General features: G+C 61.9%; 11 protein-coding genes. 6 read left to right on the forward strand and 5 right to left on the reverse strand.

What is annotated here, in order from left to right; translation table 11 throughout:
• Nucleotides 1-101: 101 nt before the first annotated feature.
• Nucleotides 102-1,352, reverse strand: a complete 1,251-nt coding sequence (locus GST84_06300) for a ribonucleotide-diphosphate reductase subunit beta (protein XGB11991.1) — start codon at nucleotides 1,350-1,352, stop codon at nucleotides 102-104.
• 711 nt (nucleotides 1,353-2,063) lie between these two features.
• Entirely contained in the window at nucleotides 2,064-4,943 is a 2,880-nt protein-coding gene (locus GST84_06305; GenBank protein ID XGB11992.1) for a ribonucleoside-diphosphate reductase subunit alpha, read from the reverse strand.
• 940 nt (nucleotides 4,944-5,883) lie between these two features.
• Between GST84_06305 and GST84_06310 the strand changes: the two genes are divergently transcribed.
• Both GST84_06310 and GST84_06315 read left to right on the forward strand, forming a co-directional pair.
• A complete protein-coding gene (locus tag GST84_06310) occupies nucleotides 5,884-6,582 on the forward strand; it encodes a response regulator (GenBank protein ID XGB11993.1) in 699 nt (232 codons plus the stop codon).
• Nucleotides 6,579-8,186 (forward strand): HAMP domain-containing protein, encoded by a 1,608-nt coding sequence (locus tag GST84_06315; protein XGB11994.1) that lies wholly within the window; start codon nucleotides 6,579-6,581, stop codon nucleotides 8,184-8,186. The genes GST84_06310 and GST84_06315 overlap by 4 nt, the downstream gene beginning before the upstream one ends.
• A 3-nt stretch (nucleotides 8,187-8,189) precedes the next feature.
• On the opposite strand, the gene GST84_06320 is transcribed toward GST84_06315, so the two are convergent.
• Complete coding sequence (locus GST84_06320; GenBank protein XGB11995.1) at nucleotides 8,190-8,891, reverse strand: 4'-phosphopantetheinyl transferase superfamily protein; 702 nt, start codon at nucleotides 8,889-8,891, stop codon at nucleotides 8,190-8,192.
• 246 nt (nucleotides 8,892-9,137) lie between these two features.
• Complete coding sequence (locus GST84_06325; protein ID XGB11996.1) at nucleotides 9,138-9,929, reverse strand: dienelactone hydrolase family protein; 792 nt, start codon at nucleotides 9,927-9,929, stop codon at nucleotides 9,138-9,140.
• Between the two features lie 129 nt (nucleotides 9,930-10,058).
• Between GST84_06325 and GST84_06330 the strand changes: the two genes are divergently transcribed.
• From GST84_06330 to dctA, 4 genes are all read left to right on the forward strand, one after another.
• The gene (locus GST84_06330) at nucleotides 10,059-10,664 is read left to right on the forward strand and encodes an outer membrane beta-barrel protein (GenBank protein ID XGB11997.1); all 606 of its coding nucleotides are present in this window, start codon (nucleotides 10,059-10,061) and stop codon (nucleotides 10,662-10,664) included.
• A gap of 195 nt (nucleotides 10,665-10,859) precedes the next feature.
• Nucleotides 10,860-11,537 (forward strand): response regulator, encoded by a 678-nt coding sequence (locus GST84_06335; protein ID XGB11998.1) that lies wholly within the window; start codon nucleotides 10,860-10,862, stop codon nucleotides 11,535-11,537.
• Nucleotides 11,534-12,880 carry a histidine kinase gene (locus GST84_06340; protein ID XGB11999.1) on the forward strand — a complete coding sequence of 449 codons (1,347 nt, stop codon included), beginning with the start codon at nucleotides 11,534-11,536 and terminating at the stop codon, nucleotides 12,878-12,880. Before GST84_06335 ends, GST84_06340 begins: the two co-directional genes overlap by 4 nt.
• A 349-nt stretch (nucleotides 12,881-13,229) precedes the next feature.
• Nucleotides 13,230-14,552 carry a C4-dicarboxylate transporter DctA gene (gene dctA, locus GST84_06345; protein ID XGB12000.1) on the forward strand — a complete coding sequence of 441 codons (1,323 nt, stop codon included), beginning with the start codon at nucleotides 13,230-13,232 and terminating at the stop codon, nucleotides 14,550-14,552.
• A gap of 152 nt (nucleotides 14,553-14,704) precedes the next feature.
• On the opposite strand, the gene tsaA is transcribed toward dctA, so the two are convergent.
• Entirely contained in the window at nucleotides 14,705-15,397 is a 693-nt protein-coding gene (gene tsaA / locus GST84_06350; protein ID XGB12001.1) for a tRNA (N6-threonylcarbamoyladenosine(37)-N6)-methyltransferase TrmO, read from the reverse strand.
• Nucleotides 15,398-15,402: the final 5 nt, after the last annotated feature.

Genomic DNA, 15,402 nt, shown 5'->3' on the forward strand with positions numbered 1-15,402 from the left:
CCCATACTTTGGCTATTTATCAGTCTGTATTAAACGAATCGATTGATTGTCAGTTCTATAAAGGCTGTTTAAGGGCAGCCTTTATAGAATTGGTGTGGAAATCAGTCCCAGCTCAACGCCCCGCCAGTCTGATACTCAATCACACGCGTCTCAAAGAAGTTCTTCTCTTTCTTCAAGTCCATGATCTCGCTCATCCATGGGAACGGGTTGGTAGTCCCTGGATATTCTTCTTTCAAGCCAATCTGAGTCAGGCGACGGTTGGCGATGAACTTGAGGTAGTCCTCCATCATCGCCGCGTTCATGCCCAGCACGCCGCGTGGCATGGTGTCACGGGCGTATTCGATCTCCAGCTGGGTCCCTTGCAGGATCATCTGGGTCGCTTCTTCCTTCATCGCCGCATCCCACAGGTGCGGGTTTTCGATCTTGATCTGGTTGATCACGTCGATACCGAAGTTCAGGTGCATCGACTCGTCACGCAGGATGTACTGGAACTGCTCGGCGACGCCGGTCATCTTGTTGCGGCGGCCCATGGACAGGATCTGGGTGAAGCCGCAGTAGAAGAAGATGCCTTCCAGTACGCAGTAGTAGGCGATCAGGTTGCGCAGCAGCTCTTTGTCGGTTTCGACGGTGCCGGTGTTGAATTCCGGGTCGGAGATGGCGCGGGTGTACTTCAGGCCCCAGGCGGCTTTTTTAGCGACCGACGGGATCTCGTGGTACATGTTGAAGATCTCGCCTTCATCCATGCCCAGCGACTCGATGCAGTACTGATAGGCGTGGGTGTGGATCGCCTCTTCGAAGGCCTGGCGCAGGATGTACTGGCGGCACTCCGGGTTGGTGATCAGGCGGTACACGGCCAGGGCCAGGTTGTTGGCAACCAGCGAGTCGGCGGTGGAGAAGAAGCCGAGGTTGCGCATGACGATGCGGCGCTCGTCTTCGGTCAGGCCGTCCTGGCTCTTCCACAGGGCGATGTCGGCGGTCATGTTGACCTCTTGCGGCATCCAGTGGTTGGCGCAGCCGTCCAGGTACTTCTGCCAGGCCCAGTCGTACTTGAACGGTACCAGCTGGTTGAGGTCGGCGCGGCAGTTGATCATGCGCTTTTCATCTACTGCAACGCGGGCCGAGGAGCCTTCCAGCTCGGCCAGGCCTTCGGCAACGTCGAGGGCGTCGAGGGCAGCCTTTGCACGTTTGACGGCTTCGGAGTCAGAAGCGGTGGCCGCACGGGCCTCCAGGGCGGCGGCACCACCGGCGCTGTCGAGCTTGTCGAGGGTGGCGGCGGCAGCGGCCTGCGCAGGGGTGTTGCCTTTGGCGGCTACTTCGCCGTCTTCTTTGTCGAATTCGTCCCAGCTCAGCATGGTTTGGCTCCTGCTTGAGGGTCGCCCAGAGGCAACCGGTTGGATTTAAAGAATGTGATGCCTGACGCAAGGCCGTAACGGCGAATGGACAGCTCGAGAGGCTGACTCTCGTTTACATCTGAATGTGTTCTGGCTTGTACCTGGCCAGGCCTCTGGGAGGGGCCAGGACAATTGAATAGGTGCTCTTTTCAGAGGGCGCAAAGTATACCGGAATTCACCTTTGATCGGGGCGCGGGTGTTGCCGGCGAGGGTAACTTTTTCGACCGGTTTGGCGTGCGTCCGTTCACGAAACAGGTGGCTTCTTCTACGGGGGGAGAGTGTAGCGCTAACCTATATGTTGTGCCAGTTTAAATTTAAAGGCACACCATATGGTGTTTCTTGAAGGCTGCGTTGGCGAAATCGGCCTCACCGCGGGCTTGCCGGCGATGAGGCCAACTACCACTAGCTACGGTGGGTATACAGCGTTTCGACAATGTGTGTCTTGGGGTGCTTGCGTGCCTGTTCCACCGAGGTGAAACGGCCGGTTTCTGCGTTGCGACCAATCTTGCGAGATGCCAGTTTTTTCCGCGCCATGGGCTTACATCCTTTTTGAGAGGTCCTGTTCTTTTACCGAGCTGCGTGAACAGTGGGCAAAGGGCAAGGTTTCTCTGAGGCGCGGATACAAAAATGCCGCGCGGGGCACCGTTGGGCACCCCGCGCGGCATTCAGGCCTTACTGGCAGGCTTCGCAGTCAGGCTCGTCGATCGCGCAGGCCTTTGGCACTGGCGCAGGGCCGGCTGCCTGAACCGGGGCGCTGTCGCCACCGCTGGAAACGGCGTTGAGCTTGCCGGTGTTGATGGTCGACTTCTCGGTGCTGGTCGCGGCCAGGGCACGGAGGTAGTAGGTGGTTTTCAGGCCACGGTACCAGGCCATGCGGTAGGTCACGTCCAGCTTCTTGCCCGAGGCGCCGGCGATGTACAGGTTCAGCGACTGAGCCTGGTCGATCCACTTCTGGCGACGGGAAGCCGCGTCGACAATCCACTTGGTCTCGACTTCGAACGCAGTGGCGTACAGGTCTTTCAGCTCTTGCGGGATACGCTCGATCTGCTGAACCGAACCGTCGTAGTACTTCAGGTCGTTGATCATGACCGAGTCCCACAGGTCGCGGGCCTTGAGGTCGCGAACCAGGTACGGGTTGATCACGGTGAATTCGCCCGACAGGTTCGACTTCACGTACAGGTTCTGGTAGGTAGGCTCGATCGACTGCGACACGCCGGTGATGTTGGCGATGGTCGCGGTTGGTGCGATGGCCATGATGTTCGAGTTACGAATACCTTTCTGTACGCGGGCACGTACCGGCGCCCAGTCCAGGGTTTCTTCCAGGTTGACGTCGATGTACTTCTGGCCACGGGCCTCGATCAGGATCTGTTGCGAATCCAGCGGCAGAATGCCCTTGGACCACAGCGAACCCTGGAAGGTCTCGTAGGCGCCGCGTTCATCGGCCAGGTCGCAGGAAGCCTGGATGGCGTAGTAGCTGACCGCTTCCATCGACTTGTCGGCAAATTCGACGGCAGCATCGGAGCCGTAAGGAATGTGCTGCAGGTACAGCGCATCCTGGAAGCCCATGATGCCCAGGCCGACCGGACGGTGCTTGAAGTTCGAGTTACGCGCTTGCGGCACCGAGTAGTAGTTGATGTCGATCACGTTGTCGAGCATGCGCACGGCGGTGTTCACGGTGCGTTGCAGCTTGGCGGTGTCCAGCTTGCCGTCGACGATGTGGTTCGGCAGGTTGATCGAGCCCAGGTTGCAGACCGCGATCTCGTCCTTGTTGGTGTTCAGGGTGATCTCGGTGCACAGGTTCGAGCTGTGGACCACGCCCACGTGCTGCTGCGGCGAACGCAGGTTGCACGGGTCTTTGAAGGTCAGCCATGGGTGGCCGGTCTCGAACAGCATCGACAGCATCTTGCGCCACAGGTCTTTGGCCTGGACGGTCTTGAACACCTTGATCTTGTTGTACTCGGTCAGGGCTTCGTAGTACTCGTAGCGCTCTTCGAAGGCCTTGCCGGTCAGGTCGTGCAGGTCTGGCACTTCCGAAGGCGAGAACAGGGTCCACTTGCCGTCATCGAAGACACGCTTCATGAACAGGTCAGGGATCCAGTTGGCGGTGTTCATGTCGTGGGTACGACGGCGGTCATCACCGGTGTTCTTGCGCAGCTCGATGAACTCTTCGATGTCCAGGTGCCAGGTTTCCAGGTACGCACACACGGCGCCTTTGCGCTTGCCGCCCTGGTTGACTGCTACGGCGGTGTCGTTGACCACTTTCAGGAACGGTACGACGCCCTGCGACTTGCCGTTGGTGCCCTTGATGTACGAGCCCAGTGCGCGCACAGGGGTCCAGTCGTTGCCCAGGCCACCGGCGAATTTCGACAGCATGGCGTTGTCGTGGATCGCGTGGTAGATGCCCGACAGGTCGTCCGGCACGGTGGTCAGGTAGCAGCTGGACAGCTGCGGGCGCAGGGTTCCGGCGTTGAACAGGGTCGGGGTCGAGGCCATGTAGTCGAACGACGACAACAGGTTGTAGAACTCGATCGCACGGGCTTCCTTGTCTTTTTCTTCCAGCGCCAGGCCCATGGCCACACGCATGAAGAACACCTGCGGCAGCTCGAAGCGCACGCCATCCTTGTGGATGAAGTAGCGGTCGTACAGTGTCTGCAGGCCCAGGTAGGTGAACTGCTGGTCGCGCTCGTGGTTGATCGCCTTGCCCAGTTTTTCCAGGTCGAAGTCGGCCATGGCCGGGTTCAGCAGCTCGAACTCGATGCCTTTGGCGACATAGGCCGGCAGGGCCTTGGCGTACAGGTCAGCCATCTCGTGGTGGGTGGCGCTGTCGGCTACATTCAGGAAGCCCAGGCCTTCGGCGCGCAGGGTGTCCATCAGCAGGCGGGCGGTAACGAACGAGTAGTTCGGCTCGCGCTCGACCAGGGTACGGGCGGTCATTACCAGGGCGGTGTTGACGTCCTTGATGGCTACGCCGTCGTACAGGTTCTTCAGGGTTTCGCGCTGGATCAGGTCGCCATCGACTTCGGCCAGGCCTTCGCAGGCTTCGCTGATGATGGTGTTCAGGCGGGCCATGTCGAGCGGCGCCAGGCTGCCGTCAGCCAGGGTGATGCGGATGCTTGGGTGCGGTTCGACCACGGCGTCGGTGTTGGCGCGGGTGGCACGCTCCTTGGCGCGCTGGTCACGGTAGATCACGTAGTCGCGGGCGACTTTCTGCTCACCGGCGCGCATCAGGGCCAGTTCGACCTGGTCCTGGATTTCTTCGATGTGGATGGTGCCACCCGATGGCATGCGACGCTTGAACGTAGCGGTAACCTGCTCGGTCAGGCGCGCGACGGTGTCGTGGATGCGCGACGAGGCGGCGGCGGTACCGCCTTCAACTGCGAGGAACGCCTTGGTGATGGCCACGGTGATCTTGTCGTCGGTGTAAGGGACGACAGTGCCGTTGCGCTTGATCACGCGCAGTTGGCCAGGGGCGGTGGCAGCCAGATCCGGGTTGGAATCGGCGGCCTGCGGCACCTGGGCCTGCGGGTTCTCGCGAGTTGTGTCGGTTTGCATGGGTGGGTGTCTCCACAATTTCTATATTGTTCAGGCGCCCTAGGGCGCCCACCGTTCCGTCCACTTGCTCGATGGCCCCGCGGGGATGCGCAATGCATGCGCATCCGCCCGCACGGGCGTACCGACTTCGGGACAGACTCAGGAATAAGGGGCAATGGCTTGCCGCTCCCTGGCCGAAGTCAAAGGTTCTGGGCGGAGCCCAAAATCTGTTGCTGATGGATGCCAGGCCTGGCCTGCAACACCCATGCCCGAACAAGACCCTGGAGGGGCTTGCCTCGGTCGCCTCCGCAGGAGCGGTTTGGCTGCTGAAATCACTTCAAGTTCCGCCCGGAAAATCGCTTGATCTTGCGGGTTGACTTTTGTGTGTGATTTTGCACGAACCCCTATATCTAGTGGTTCGCTGCGATCGGGATACAAGATAATGCGGTATTGGGGGCTTTGCAAGGCGATCGCCTGTGGATAACGTGTGCGTACTTTGTGAGTGAATGGTGGGTATTCGCTGTAGGCCTTGTGCCAAGTGGTTTGCAGTATTTTTCTGCAACGTGACGGCCTTGGGCAGTTTTTTTCGGGCGCGAACCCTGTCACAAAAAACGGTTCAGTTGAGGGGGCGGTAGGGCATGGTTGAAGATCTGGGTGCCTGTGAGATTGAGCGCCGCCCGCGCGGCGCATCGCGAGCTGCGCTCGCTCCTACGTTTGTTTCTGGCCAGTTACGCCTGTTACAGGCGCGCGCGACCGCTTTGTGTGTACGACACGATATCGCGCCGTACGCCAAGGCGTTCGCGCGCAAAGCCCACAGGAATGATTGGCCCGAAACAAACGTAGGAGCGAGCGCAGCTCGCGATGCGCCGCGCGGGCGGCGCTCGATCTCGCAGGCCCCACCCATCTACATTCATACTCTCAACTGCCCTGACACGATCCCAAGAACAACAAGGCCAAAGCCATGGACCACCCCATACCGCGCATCCTCATCGTCGAAGACGACCAGCGCCTCGCCGAGCTCACCGCCGAATACCTGCAGGCCAATGGTTTCGAGGTCGCGGTGGAGGCCGATGGCGCACGTGCCGCGAGGCGCATCATCGACAGCCAGCCCGACCTGGTCATCCTCGACCTGATGCTCCCCGGCGAGGATGGCCTGAGCATCTGCCGCCGGGTGCGTACCCAATACCCCGGGCCGATCCTCATGCTCACCGCGCGCAGTGATGAACTCGACCAGGTTCAGGGCCTGGACCTGGGGGCCGACGACTACGTCTGCAAACCCGTGCGCCCACGCTTGCTGCTGGCACGTATCCAGGCTCTGCTGCGCCGTAGCGAAACCGTGGATAGCAAGCGCCAGGACCTGGCCTTTGGTGCGCTGCGTATCGACAACCGCCTGCGCGAGGCACACCTGGGCGAGCAGTTGATCGAGCTGACCGGCGCCGAATTCGACCTACTCTGGCTGTTGGCCAGCAACGCTGGCCGGGTGCTGACCCGCGAACAGATCTTCACCGCACTGCGTGGCGTGGGCTACGACGGCCAGGACCGTTCCATCGACATCCGCATCTCGAAAATCCGCCCCAAGATCGGCGATGACCCGCTTCAGCCGCGGTTGATCAAGACCCTGCGCAGTAAAGGCTACCTGTTCGTCGGCGAGGCACCATGAACAATTCGATCTTTCTGCGCATCTACGGCGGCATGCTGGCCGTGCTGGTGCTGGTAGCCTTGCTTGGCGTGCTTAGCCTGCACCTGGTCAATGAAGTGCGCGCTGCCCAGCATCGCGAGAGCCTGGCCCAGGGCACCTTCAGCCTGATGGCCGACAACCTGGCAGTGCAGAATGAAACCCAACGCAAGCGTTCGCTGCTGATCTGGGAGCGCCTGCTTGGCGTGCCGTTGGCGCTGCAGCCGCTGAGCGCACGCAGCCTTGACGGCAGCCAGCGGGCGCGCCTGTACCGTGGCCTGGTGGTGGTCGAGAAGATTGGCCCGCATGCGGCGCAAGTGCTGCGCAAGGTGGGCCAGGAAGACCTGATGCTGGTCGCGCAGATCAAACAGATCAGCGAGCAGCTGGCGCGGGCCACCCTCTATTTACTGGCCGACGAGCTGGTGCGCTACCCGGTAACCGAACAGCAGCAGCGCCTGGCACAGATCAAGCAGGAAAAAGGCTTCGGCTTTGGTGTCGCCTTGCAACGTATCGAGCGGGTCGGCCTGGACGATGACCAGCGGCGCCGGGTGGAGGAGGGGGACACGGTGATGGCGCTGGGCAAGGATGGTGACTCGATCCGTGTCTTCGCCGGGCTGACGGGCTCGCCATGGGTACTGGAAATCGGCCCGCTGTACCAGCTCAACCCTTACCCGCCGCAGTTGCTGATCCTGATTGCCTTCCTGGGGCTGTGCCTGATCGGCCTGGTGGTCTACCTGCTGGTGCGTCAGCTGGAGCGTCGTGTGTCAGGCCTGGAGATTGCTGCCACGCGCATCGCCCAGGGCAGCCTGGACACCCGCGTGCCGGCCGGCGACGCCGACTCGGTGGGGCGCCTGGCTGCTGCCTTCAATGGCATGGCCGAGCACCTGCAGCGTTCGCTGACCATGCAGCGCGAGCTGGTGCGAGCGGTGTCCCACGAGCTGCGCACGCCGGTGGCGCGCCTGCGCTTTGGCCTGGAGATGATCGAAAGCGCCACGAATGAACAGGCGCGGGCAAAGCACCTGGCGGGCATGGACGGTGATATCCAGGACCTCGACAAGCTGGTAGACGAGATGCTGACCTACGCCCGCCTGGAGCAGGGCGCACCGGCCTTGAAGTTCCAGCGGGTCGATCTGGATGCCTTGTTCGATCGGGTGATCGAAGAGCTGGCACCTTTGCGTGCCGAGGTGCGGGTGGTGCGCGGTGACTGCCAGGGCGCGGATGCCGAAGGCGCCTGGGTCGAGGCCGAGCCGCGCTACTTGCACCGTGCCCTGCAAAACCTTGTCGGCAATGCCATGCGCCATGCCGAGAGCGAAGTGCGCCTGAGTTATCAGCTGGGCCAGCAACGTTGCCGCATCGATGTGGAGGATGACGGCCCGGGGATCCCCGAGGGCTTCTGGGACCGCATTTTCACGCCCTTCACCCGCCTCGATGACAGCCGTACCCGTGCCTCGGGCGGGCATGGCCTGGGCCTGTCGATCGTACGGCGGATCATCTACTGGCACGCGGGCCGCGCCACAGTGGGCCGCAGCGAGGTGTTGGGCGGTGCCTGCTTCAGCCTGAACTGGCCAAGGCAGCAGGCACCGCTGTAAAGGTCAGACGCTGACCAGGCTCAGCAGGTGGCCGTCCTGCAGGCAGAACTGGCCTTGCAGCTCTGCGCCTTGCTGCCACTGCGGTGATAGGTCGGTGAGCAGGCGCAATCGCGCCAGCCCTTCTGCGGACCAGTCGAGCACTTCTGCGTGTTCGAAGTAGAAGCGTTGGCGCGTCAGTGGGTACAGGGTCTTGAACAAGCTTTCCTTCAGCGAGAACGTCAGGGTGACCGTAAGCCCAAGCTGGCGGCGGTCCAAGCGCTCCAGTTCTGCCGGGGTGAGGATTTCGCCCATCAGCCGCTCGGCGCGTTCGTCATCCAGCAAGGCTTCCTGATCCAGGCCCAGACCTTGGCAGCTTTTTTCGCCGGCGACCACCGCGGCGGCCCAGCCCTTGCCGTGTGTGATCGAGCCATGAATACCGGCAGGCCAGATGGGCGAGCGGTCTTCGTGGGTGCCGGGCACGTAGTCGCGGCCGTCCAGGTGCTGCAGCGCGGCACGGGCACATACGCGACCGGCCAGGTACTCGGCCTGGCGCTTAGTCACCGAGCGCAGCAGGCTGGCACTGGGCAGTACGCCAGCGCGCTGGAAGTCGTCGGCGGCCAAGTGGGCAGGGTCGAAGGCGCAACTGACCAGCACCGCGCCGGGCAATGGGTGGGGCAGGGGCCAGTGGTGCTGGAGCGGGGCGCAGCAGGCGGGAAGTGTGTTCATGGCGGTTATTGTGCCAGCTGTGCAAGCGCTAAGGGAGGTGGCGTGGCAGGATGACTTAGCGCAGCCATGAAAACATGGCGCAGATCACAGCGTGATCCGTGTGGGAGCGGGTTTACCCGCGAAGAATCACCGCGGTGGATGGCACGGGCTTCGCCCGTGTTCGCGGGCAAGCCCGCTCCCACACAGATCGCGCCAGCTTTTAGACATTGAGCAAGACAGTTGCTGCCACAACGATTGCACAATCTTTTATTTGAACACCTTCTTGAAGAACGCCTGCATATCCGCCCAGGAACGCTCGTCCGCTGCCTTGTTATAGCCAATGTCCGGCCCCCCATGCTCACCATGGCTCAGCCGATCGGCATCGGGGTTGGTGAAGCCGTGCTTGGCCCCTTCAATGTTGACGAACTGGTAGTTGACCTTGGCCGCATCCATTTCCGCCTTGAACGCGTCCACCTGCTGTTGGGTGACCATGCTGTCCGCAGCGCCATGTTCAACCAGGATGTCCGCGCGCACTACGCCAGGCTTGGCCGGCGTTTTGGTGGACAACGCGCCATGGAAACTCACCACGCCGTCCAGTTTCTCTCCACGACGTGCGGCATCGAGCACCACCTTACCGCCAAAACAGTAGCCGACAGCGCCCAGTTGATGCTTGTTCACATTCGGCTGCTTTTTCAACAGGTCCAGGCCCGCGTCGAAGCGCGCTGCGGCTGCGGCCGGGTCCTTCATCGCTTCGGCCATGAATGCCTGGGCATCCTGCGGGTGCTCGGTGTGCTTGCCATCGCCATACATGTCGATGGCCAGCGCTTTGTAGCCCAGGGCGGCAAGATCTCTCGCGCGGCGCTTGGCATAGTCGTTCAGGCCCCACCATTCATGCACCACAACGATGCCTGGGCGTTTGCCGTCCAGCGCATCATCGTAGGCGTAGTAGCCGACGAGGCGGTTGCCATCGTCGTCCTGATAAGGAATCTCACGGGTCACTACCGCCGCTTGGGCGAGGGCGGCGCTGCACATCAGGGTCAGGGCCAGCAGGGCTCGCATGTTCACTACTCCTTGTTTTGCTGTCGGTTCGTTCAGCCGGGGTTCAGCCAGGGTTCAGTCGCGGTTCAGGGTGCCCTGATTACTCTAGCTTCCAGACCGAAACAGCGCACCCAACTGGAGTACCCAGCCATGAAAACCTTCAATACCCTGCTTGCCGCCATGGCCGTTTGTGCCGCTGGCATCACCACCGCCCAGGCCGCGGACGACAACTTCGCCAGCCTCACCTACGGCCAGACCAGCGACAAAGTCCGCAAGTCCGGCCTGCTGCAACGTAACACCGACCACCTCAATGCCGACGGTATTATCGGCAAGGACGATACCTGGGGTGTGCGTCTGGGCAAGATCAACGACCAGGGCCGCTACTACATGACTTATGACAACGTCTCGGGTGACCACAGTGGCCTGAAGTTGCGCCAGGAAAACCTGCTGGGCAGCTACGATTTGTTTCTGCCGGTGGGCGATACCACCAAGCTGTTCGGTGGGGGCAGCCTGGGTGTGACCAAGCTCACCCAGGACTCGCCCGGCGCCAGCCGGGATACTGACTACGGTTATGCCTACGGTCTGCAGGCCGGTGTGATCCAGGACATCACCGACAAGGCCTCGGTCGAACTGGGCTACCGTTACCTGCGCACCAATGCCGCGACCGAGGTGGGCGCACATGGCGGGCCGAAGGACGGCACCCTGCGTCTGACCAGCAGCGCCCAGACCTACCTGGCTGCTTCATACAAGTTCTGACGGACGAGCCGCGTTATCCTGTACTGGCCTCTTCGCGGGCACGCCCGCTCCCACAGGCGCTGCACAAACCTCAGAAACCGTGCAGTGCCTTTGGCTTCACAGGTGCTGCACAAGTTTCAGAAACGGTGCGATTGCTGTGGGAGCGGGCGTGCCCGCGAAAGGGCCGGTACAGGCAATACACATAAGGAGCTGCACATGAAACTGCTGGTGGTCGAGGACGAAGCCCTGCTTCGCCATCACCTCTACACCCGCCTGGGCGAAAGCGGCCATGTGGTCGAGGCGGTCTCTGACGCCGAAGAAGCGCTGTACCAGACCGAGCAATACCACTTCGACCTTGCCATTATCGACCTGGGCCTGCCCGGTATCAGCGGCCTGGAGCTGATCACGCGCCTGCGCAGCCAGGACAAGACCTTCCCCATTCTCATCCTCACGGCCCGTGGCAACTGGCAAGACAAGGTCGAGGGCCTGGCCGCCGGTGCCGACGACTACCTGGTCAAGCCGTTCCAGTTCGAGGAGCTTGAAGCAAGGCTCAATGCCCTGTTACGCCGCTCCAGTGGTTTCATCCAGTCGACCATCACCGCTGGCCCCTTGGTACTTGACCTCAACCGCAAGCAGGCCACCCTCGACGAACAAGCTTTGGCCCTGACTGCCTACGAATACCGCATCCTCGAATACCTCATGCGCCATCACCAGCAGGTGGTGGCCAAGGATCGCCTGATGGAACAGTTGTACCCAGGTGACGAAGAGCGCGACCCCAATGTCATCGAAGTGCTGGTTGGCCGCCTGCGCCGCAAGCTTGAAGGCGAGCACGGCTTCAAGCCCATCGACACGGTGCGCGGCCTGGGCTACCTGTTCACTGAGCGCTGCCGATGATCCGCTCGCTGCGGGTGCGCCTGATGCTGGCCGCCGCAGTGTTGGCGCTGCTGTTCATGCTGGCGCTGCTGCCGGCTTTGCAGAAGGCCTTCAGCCTGGCTTTGCAGGAATCGATCGAGCAGCGGCTGGCCTCTGATGTAACCACACTGATTTCCGCTGCGCGTATCGAGCATGGCCGGTTGCAGATGCCGACACTGCTGCCGGACGAGCGCTACAACCTGCCCTACACAGGCCTGCTCGGCTATATCTTTGACCGCGACGGCAAACTGGTCTGGCAGTCGCGTGCCACCGCCGACCGGCACATCAACTACCAGCCGCGCTATGACGGGCGCGGCAACGAGTTCGACCGCATTCACCAGTCCGATGGCGAAGAGTTCTTCGTGTACGACGTCGAGATAAAGCTGCTGGGCGGGCAGAGCGCCGCCTACAGCATTGTCGCGCTGCAGCCCGTGAGCGAGTACAAGGCCACCCTCAATGGCCTGCGCGAAAAGCTCTACCTGGGGTTCGGCGCTGCATTGCTGGCGCTTATGGTGTTGTTGTGGGCAGGCTTGACCTGGGGGTTGCGCTCGTTGCGACGCCTCAGCCACGAACTGGATGAAGTGGAATCCGGTGCACGTGACGGCCTGAGCGGCGAGCACCCACGCGAGTTGCTGCGCCTGACCCGCTCGCTCAACCGTCTGTTGCGCAGTGAGCGTGAGCAGCGCACGCGCTACCGTGATTCGCTGGACGACCTGGCGCACAGCCTGAAGACGCCGCTGGCGGTGCTACAGGGCGTGGGTGAAAGCTTGCAGCAGCGCAGCGGCGAGCGCGAGCAGGCGCGGGTGCTGCAAAGCCAGATCGAACGCATGAGCCAGCAGATCGACTATCAGCTGCAACGCGCCAGCCTGCGCAAGAGTGGCCTGGTACGCCACAGCGTATTGCTGCGGCCGTTGCTCGACAGCCTGTGCAGCACCTTGGCAAAGGTTTACCGGGAAAAACGTGTGGACGTGGTGCTGGAGTTGCCGGCCGCGGCGCAGGTACCGATGGAGCAGGGCGCGTTGCTGGAAATGCTCGGTAACCTGCTGGAGAACGCCTACCGGCTGAGCCTGGGGCAAGTGCGGGTGAGCCTGGTGAAGGCGCCGGGGCATCTGACCTTGTGCATCGAGGACGACGGGCCGGGCGTGCCCGCCGACCAGCGTGAACGCATTCTGGAGCGTGGGGAGCGGCTGGACAGCCAGCACCCGGGGCAGGGCATCGGCTTGGCAGTGGTCAAGGATATCGTCGACAGCTATGACGCCGAGCTGAGCCTTGGCGATTCTCCGCTGGGAGGCGCCGCGTTCAGGATCACCTTCAACCTGGATTGACTCGTAGCCAGTGCCGCCCATTCGCAGGTAAATCCGCGAATGGGCGGCACTGGCAATTCATAATGGGCGGATTTCCGCCATTCCTCCCTGTACAAATTCCGCCACCGGGCGGAAATCCGCCAATCCGCCCTGGGAATATCGCCCTGTCGTTGGGCATTTATCCCTAGTAAATACGGGCCTTGCACCCTTCATGGGCATTTTGGCACCACCCTTGCTATTGATCCTCGCAGAGGCCTGCCCAGGCAGCTCGAACACAACGACAAATCCCTCCAAGTGCAGGAGGGTTAGCGATTCAGGTGCCCCCATCACCCTGGGAAGGGTGAACCGGCACACTTGAGGAAAATTAGCCATGACGACACGTCAGCCGCTGTACAAATCCCTGTATGTTCAGGTGTTGGTCGCCATCACCATCGGCATCCTGCTCGGCCACTACTACCCGGAAACGGGCGTTGCCCTCAAACCCTTGGGTGACGGCTTCGTCAAACTGATCAAGATGGTCATCGCCCCGATCATCTTCTGTACCGTGGTCAGCGGCATTGCCGGCATGCAGAGCATGAAGTCGGTCGGCAAAACCGGCGGCTACGCGTTGCTGTACTTTGAAATCGTCTCCACCATCGCGCTGATCATTGGCCTCGTCGTCGTCAACGTGGTCAAGCCAGGCGCTGGCATGCACATCGACGTCAGCACCCTGAATGCCAGCAGCGTGGCTGCCTACGCCGCCGCTGGCTCGCAGCAGACCACCGTCGGCTTCCTGCTTAACGTCATCCCCAATACGGTCGTCGGCGCGTTCGCCAACGGCGACATCCTGCAAGTGCTGATGTTCTCGGTGCTGTTCGGTTTCGCCCTGCACCGCCTGGGCAGCTACGGCAAGCCGGTACTGGACCTGATCGACCGCTTCGCCCATGTCATGTTCAACATCATCAACATGATCATGAAACTGGCACCGGTCGGCGCGTTTGGCGCCATGGCCTTCACCATCGGCCAGTACGGTGTCGGCTCGCTGGTGCAGCTGGGCTACCTGATGGCCTGCTTCTACATCACCTGCCTGCTGTTCGTGCTGGTGGTACTGGGCGGTATCTGCCGTGCCCACGGCTTCAGCGTGCTCAAGCTGATCCGCTACATCCGTGAAGAACTGCTGATCGTGCTGGGTACTTCGTCCTCGGAGTCGGCCCTGCCGCGCATGCTGGCCAAGATGGAGCGCCTGGGTGCCAAGAAATCGGTAGTCGGCCTGGTTATCCCTACCGGCTACTCGTTCAACCTGGACGGTACCTCGATCTACCTGACCATGGCTGCGGTGTTCATCGCTCAGGCCACTGACACCACCATGGACATCACTCACCAGATCACCCTGCTGCTGGTACTGCTGGTGGCTTCCAAGGGGGCTGCCGGCGTTACCGGTTCGGGCTTCATCGTGCTGGCCGCGACCCTGTCGGCTGTTGGCCACCTGCCGGTTGCCGGCCTGGCGCTGATCCTCGGCATCGACCGCTTCATGTCCGAAGCCCGCGCCCTGACCAACCTGGTGGGCAACGCCGTTGCCACTGTGGTGGTGGCCAAGTGGGTCAAGGAAATGGACGACGACAAGCTGGCTTCGGAATTGGCCTCCGGTGGTGCGCCGTTGATCGATACCCGCCCGACCGACGACCTGGGCGTGGCTGAAGGCCCGGCTCGTTGATAGCTAGTTGAAATGAGAAAGGCGACCCAAGGTCGCCTTTTTCGTGTCTGCGCGGTCCCTTGTGGGAGCAACTGTCTTGCTCAATTTCTAAAAGCTGGCGCGATCCCTGTGGGAGCGGGCTTGCCCGCGAACACGGGCGAAGCCCGTGGCCCTCAGCCCAGTACCACTTCCAGCACCCGGATGACGTCCGGCTGCGGGTAATGCCACCTTACTTGCACATCCCAGAACTTCACCCCGTACACCCGCTCAGCCGGTGGTATCTGGTAGGCCGGCCGTGGGTCCTGCGCCAGGCATTGCTCGATCAGTTCCACCAGCGGCTCGCTCAGGCGCAGCGCATGCTCGCGGGCCTGGAGCAGGGCGTTGTCGGCCCAGTGCACGGCAATTGCCACCGGCGCAGCATTGGCCATCTGGTTGCTGGCGCCAGCGATGCTGTCGGCATAAGGCACATACGGCTTGATATCCAGCACCGGCGTGCCGTCGAGCAGGTCGATCCCGGACAGCAGCAGGCGCCCGGGCTCCACGCCCTCCAGGCGTACCACCGACTGGCCGATGCCGTTGGGCCGGTGGGTTGCGCGCGTGGCGAACACCCCCATGCTCTTGTTGCCGCCCAGACGCGGTGGCCGCACTTTCAGACGCGGCTTTTCTTCCAGGGCCTGGTGGAACAGAAACAGCAGCCAGACATGGCTGACCTGCTCCAGGCCTTCGACCGCGTCACCTTGATCGAACGGCGGCAACAGTTCGAGTACGCCACGGGCGGCAGGTGCCAGCTGTGGCTGGCGCGGAATGGCAAACTTTTCCTTGAAACAGGAATGGACGATGCCGACCGGGACAACCGTATGCTGCATGGCCA

The sequence above is a fragment of the Pseudomonas putida genome, from assembly GCA_041879295.1.
Taxonomy (GTDB): domain Bacteria; phylum Pseudomonadota; class Gammaproteobacteria; order Pseudomonadales; family Pseudomonadaceae; genus Aquipseudomonas; species Aquipseudomonas putida_Y.

Bases quoted from the DNA above. Each gene is read 5' to 3' on its own strand.
- GST84_06300 (XGB11991.1), bottom strand. From the start codon at position 1,352: ATGCTGAGCTGGGACGAATTCGACAAAGAAGACGGCGAAGTAGCCGCC.
- GST84_06305 (XGB11992.1), bottom strand. From the start codon at position 4,943: ATGCAAACCGACACAACTCGCGAGAACCCGCAGGCCCAGGTGCCGCAG.
- GST84_06310 (XGB11993.1), top strand. From the start codon at position 5,884: ATGGACCACCCCATACCGCGCATCCTCATCGTCGAAGACGACCAGCGC.
- GST84_06315 (XGB11994.1), top strand. From the start codon at position 6,579: ATGAACAATTCGATCTTTCTGCGCATCTACGGCGGCATGCTGGCCGTG.
- GST84_06320 (XGB11995.1), bottom strand. From the start codon at position 8,891: ATGAACACACTTCCCGCCTGCTGCGCCCCGCTCCAGCACCACTGGCCC.
- GST84_06325 (XGB11996.1), bottom strand. From the start codon at position 9,929: ATGCGAGCCCTGCTGGCCCTGACCCTGATGTGCAGCGCCGCCCTCGCC.
- GST84_06330 (XGB11997.1), top strand. From the start codon at position 10,059: ATGAAAACCTTCAATACCCTGCTTGCCGCCATGGCCGTTTGTGCCGCT.
- GST84_06335 (XGB11998.1), top strand. From the start codon at position 10,860: ATGAAACTGCTGGTGGTCGAGGACGAAGCCCTGCTTCGCCATCACCTC.
- GST84_06340 (XGB11999.1), top strand. From the start codon at position 11,534: ATGATCCGCTCGCTGCGGGTGCGCCTGATGCTGGCCGCCGCAGTGTTG.
- dctA (XGB12000.1), top strand. From the start codon at position 13,230: ATGACGACACGTCAGCCGCTGTACAAATCCCTGTATGTTCAGGTGTTG.
- tsaA (XGB12001.1), bottom strand. From the start codon at position 15,397: ATGCAGCATACGGTTGTCCCGGTCGGCATCGTCCATTCCTGTTTCAAG.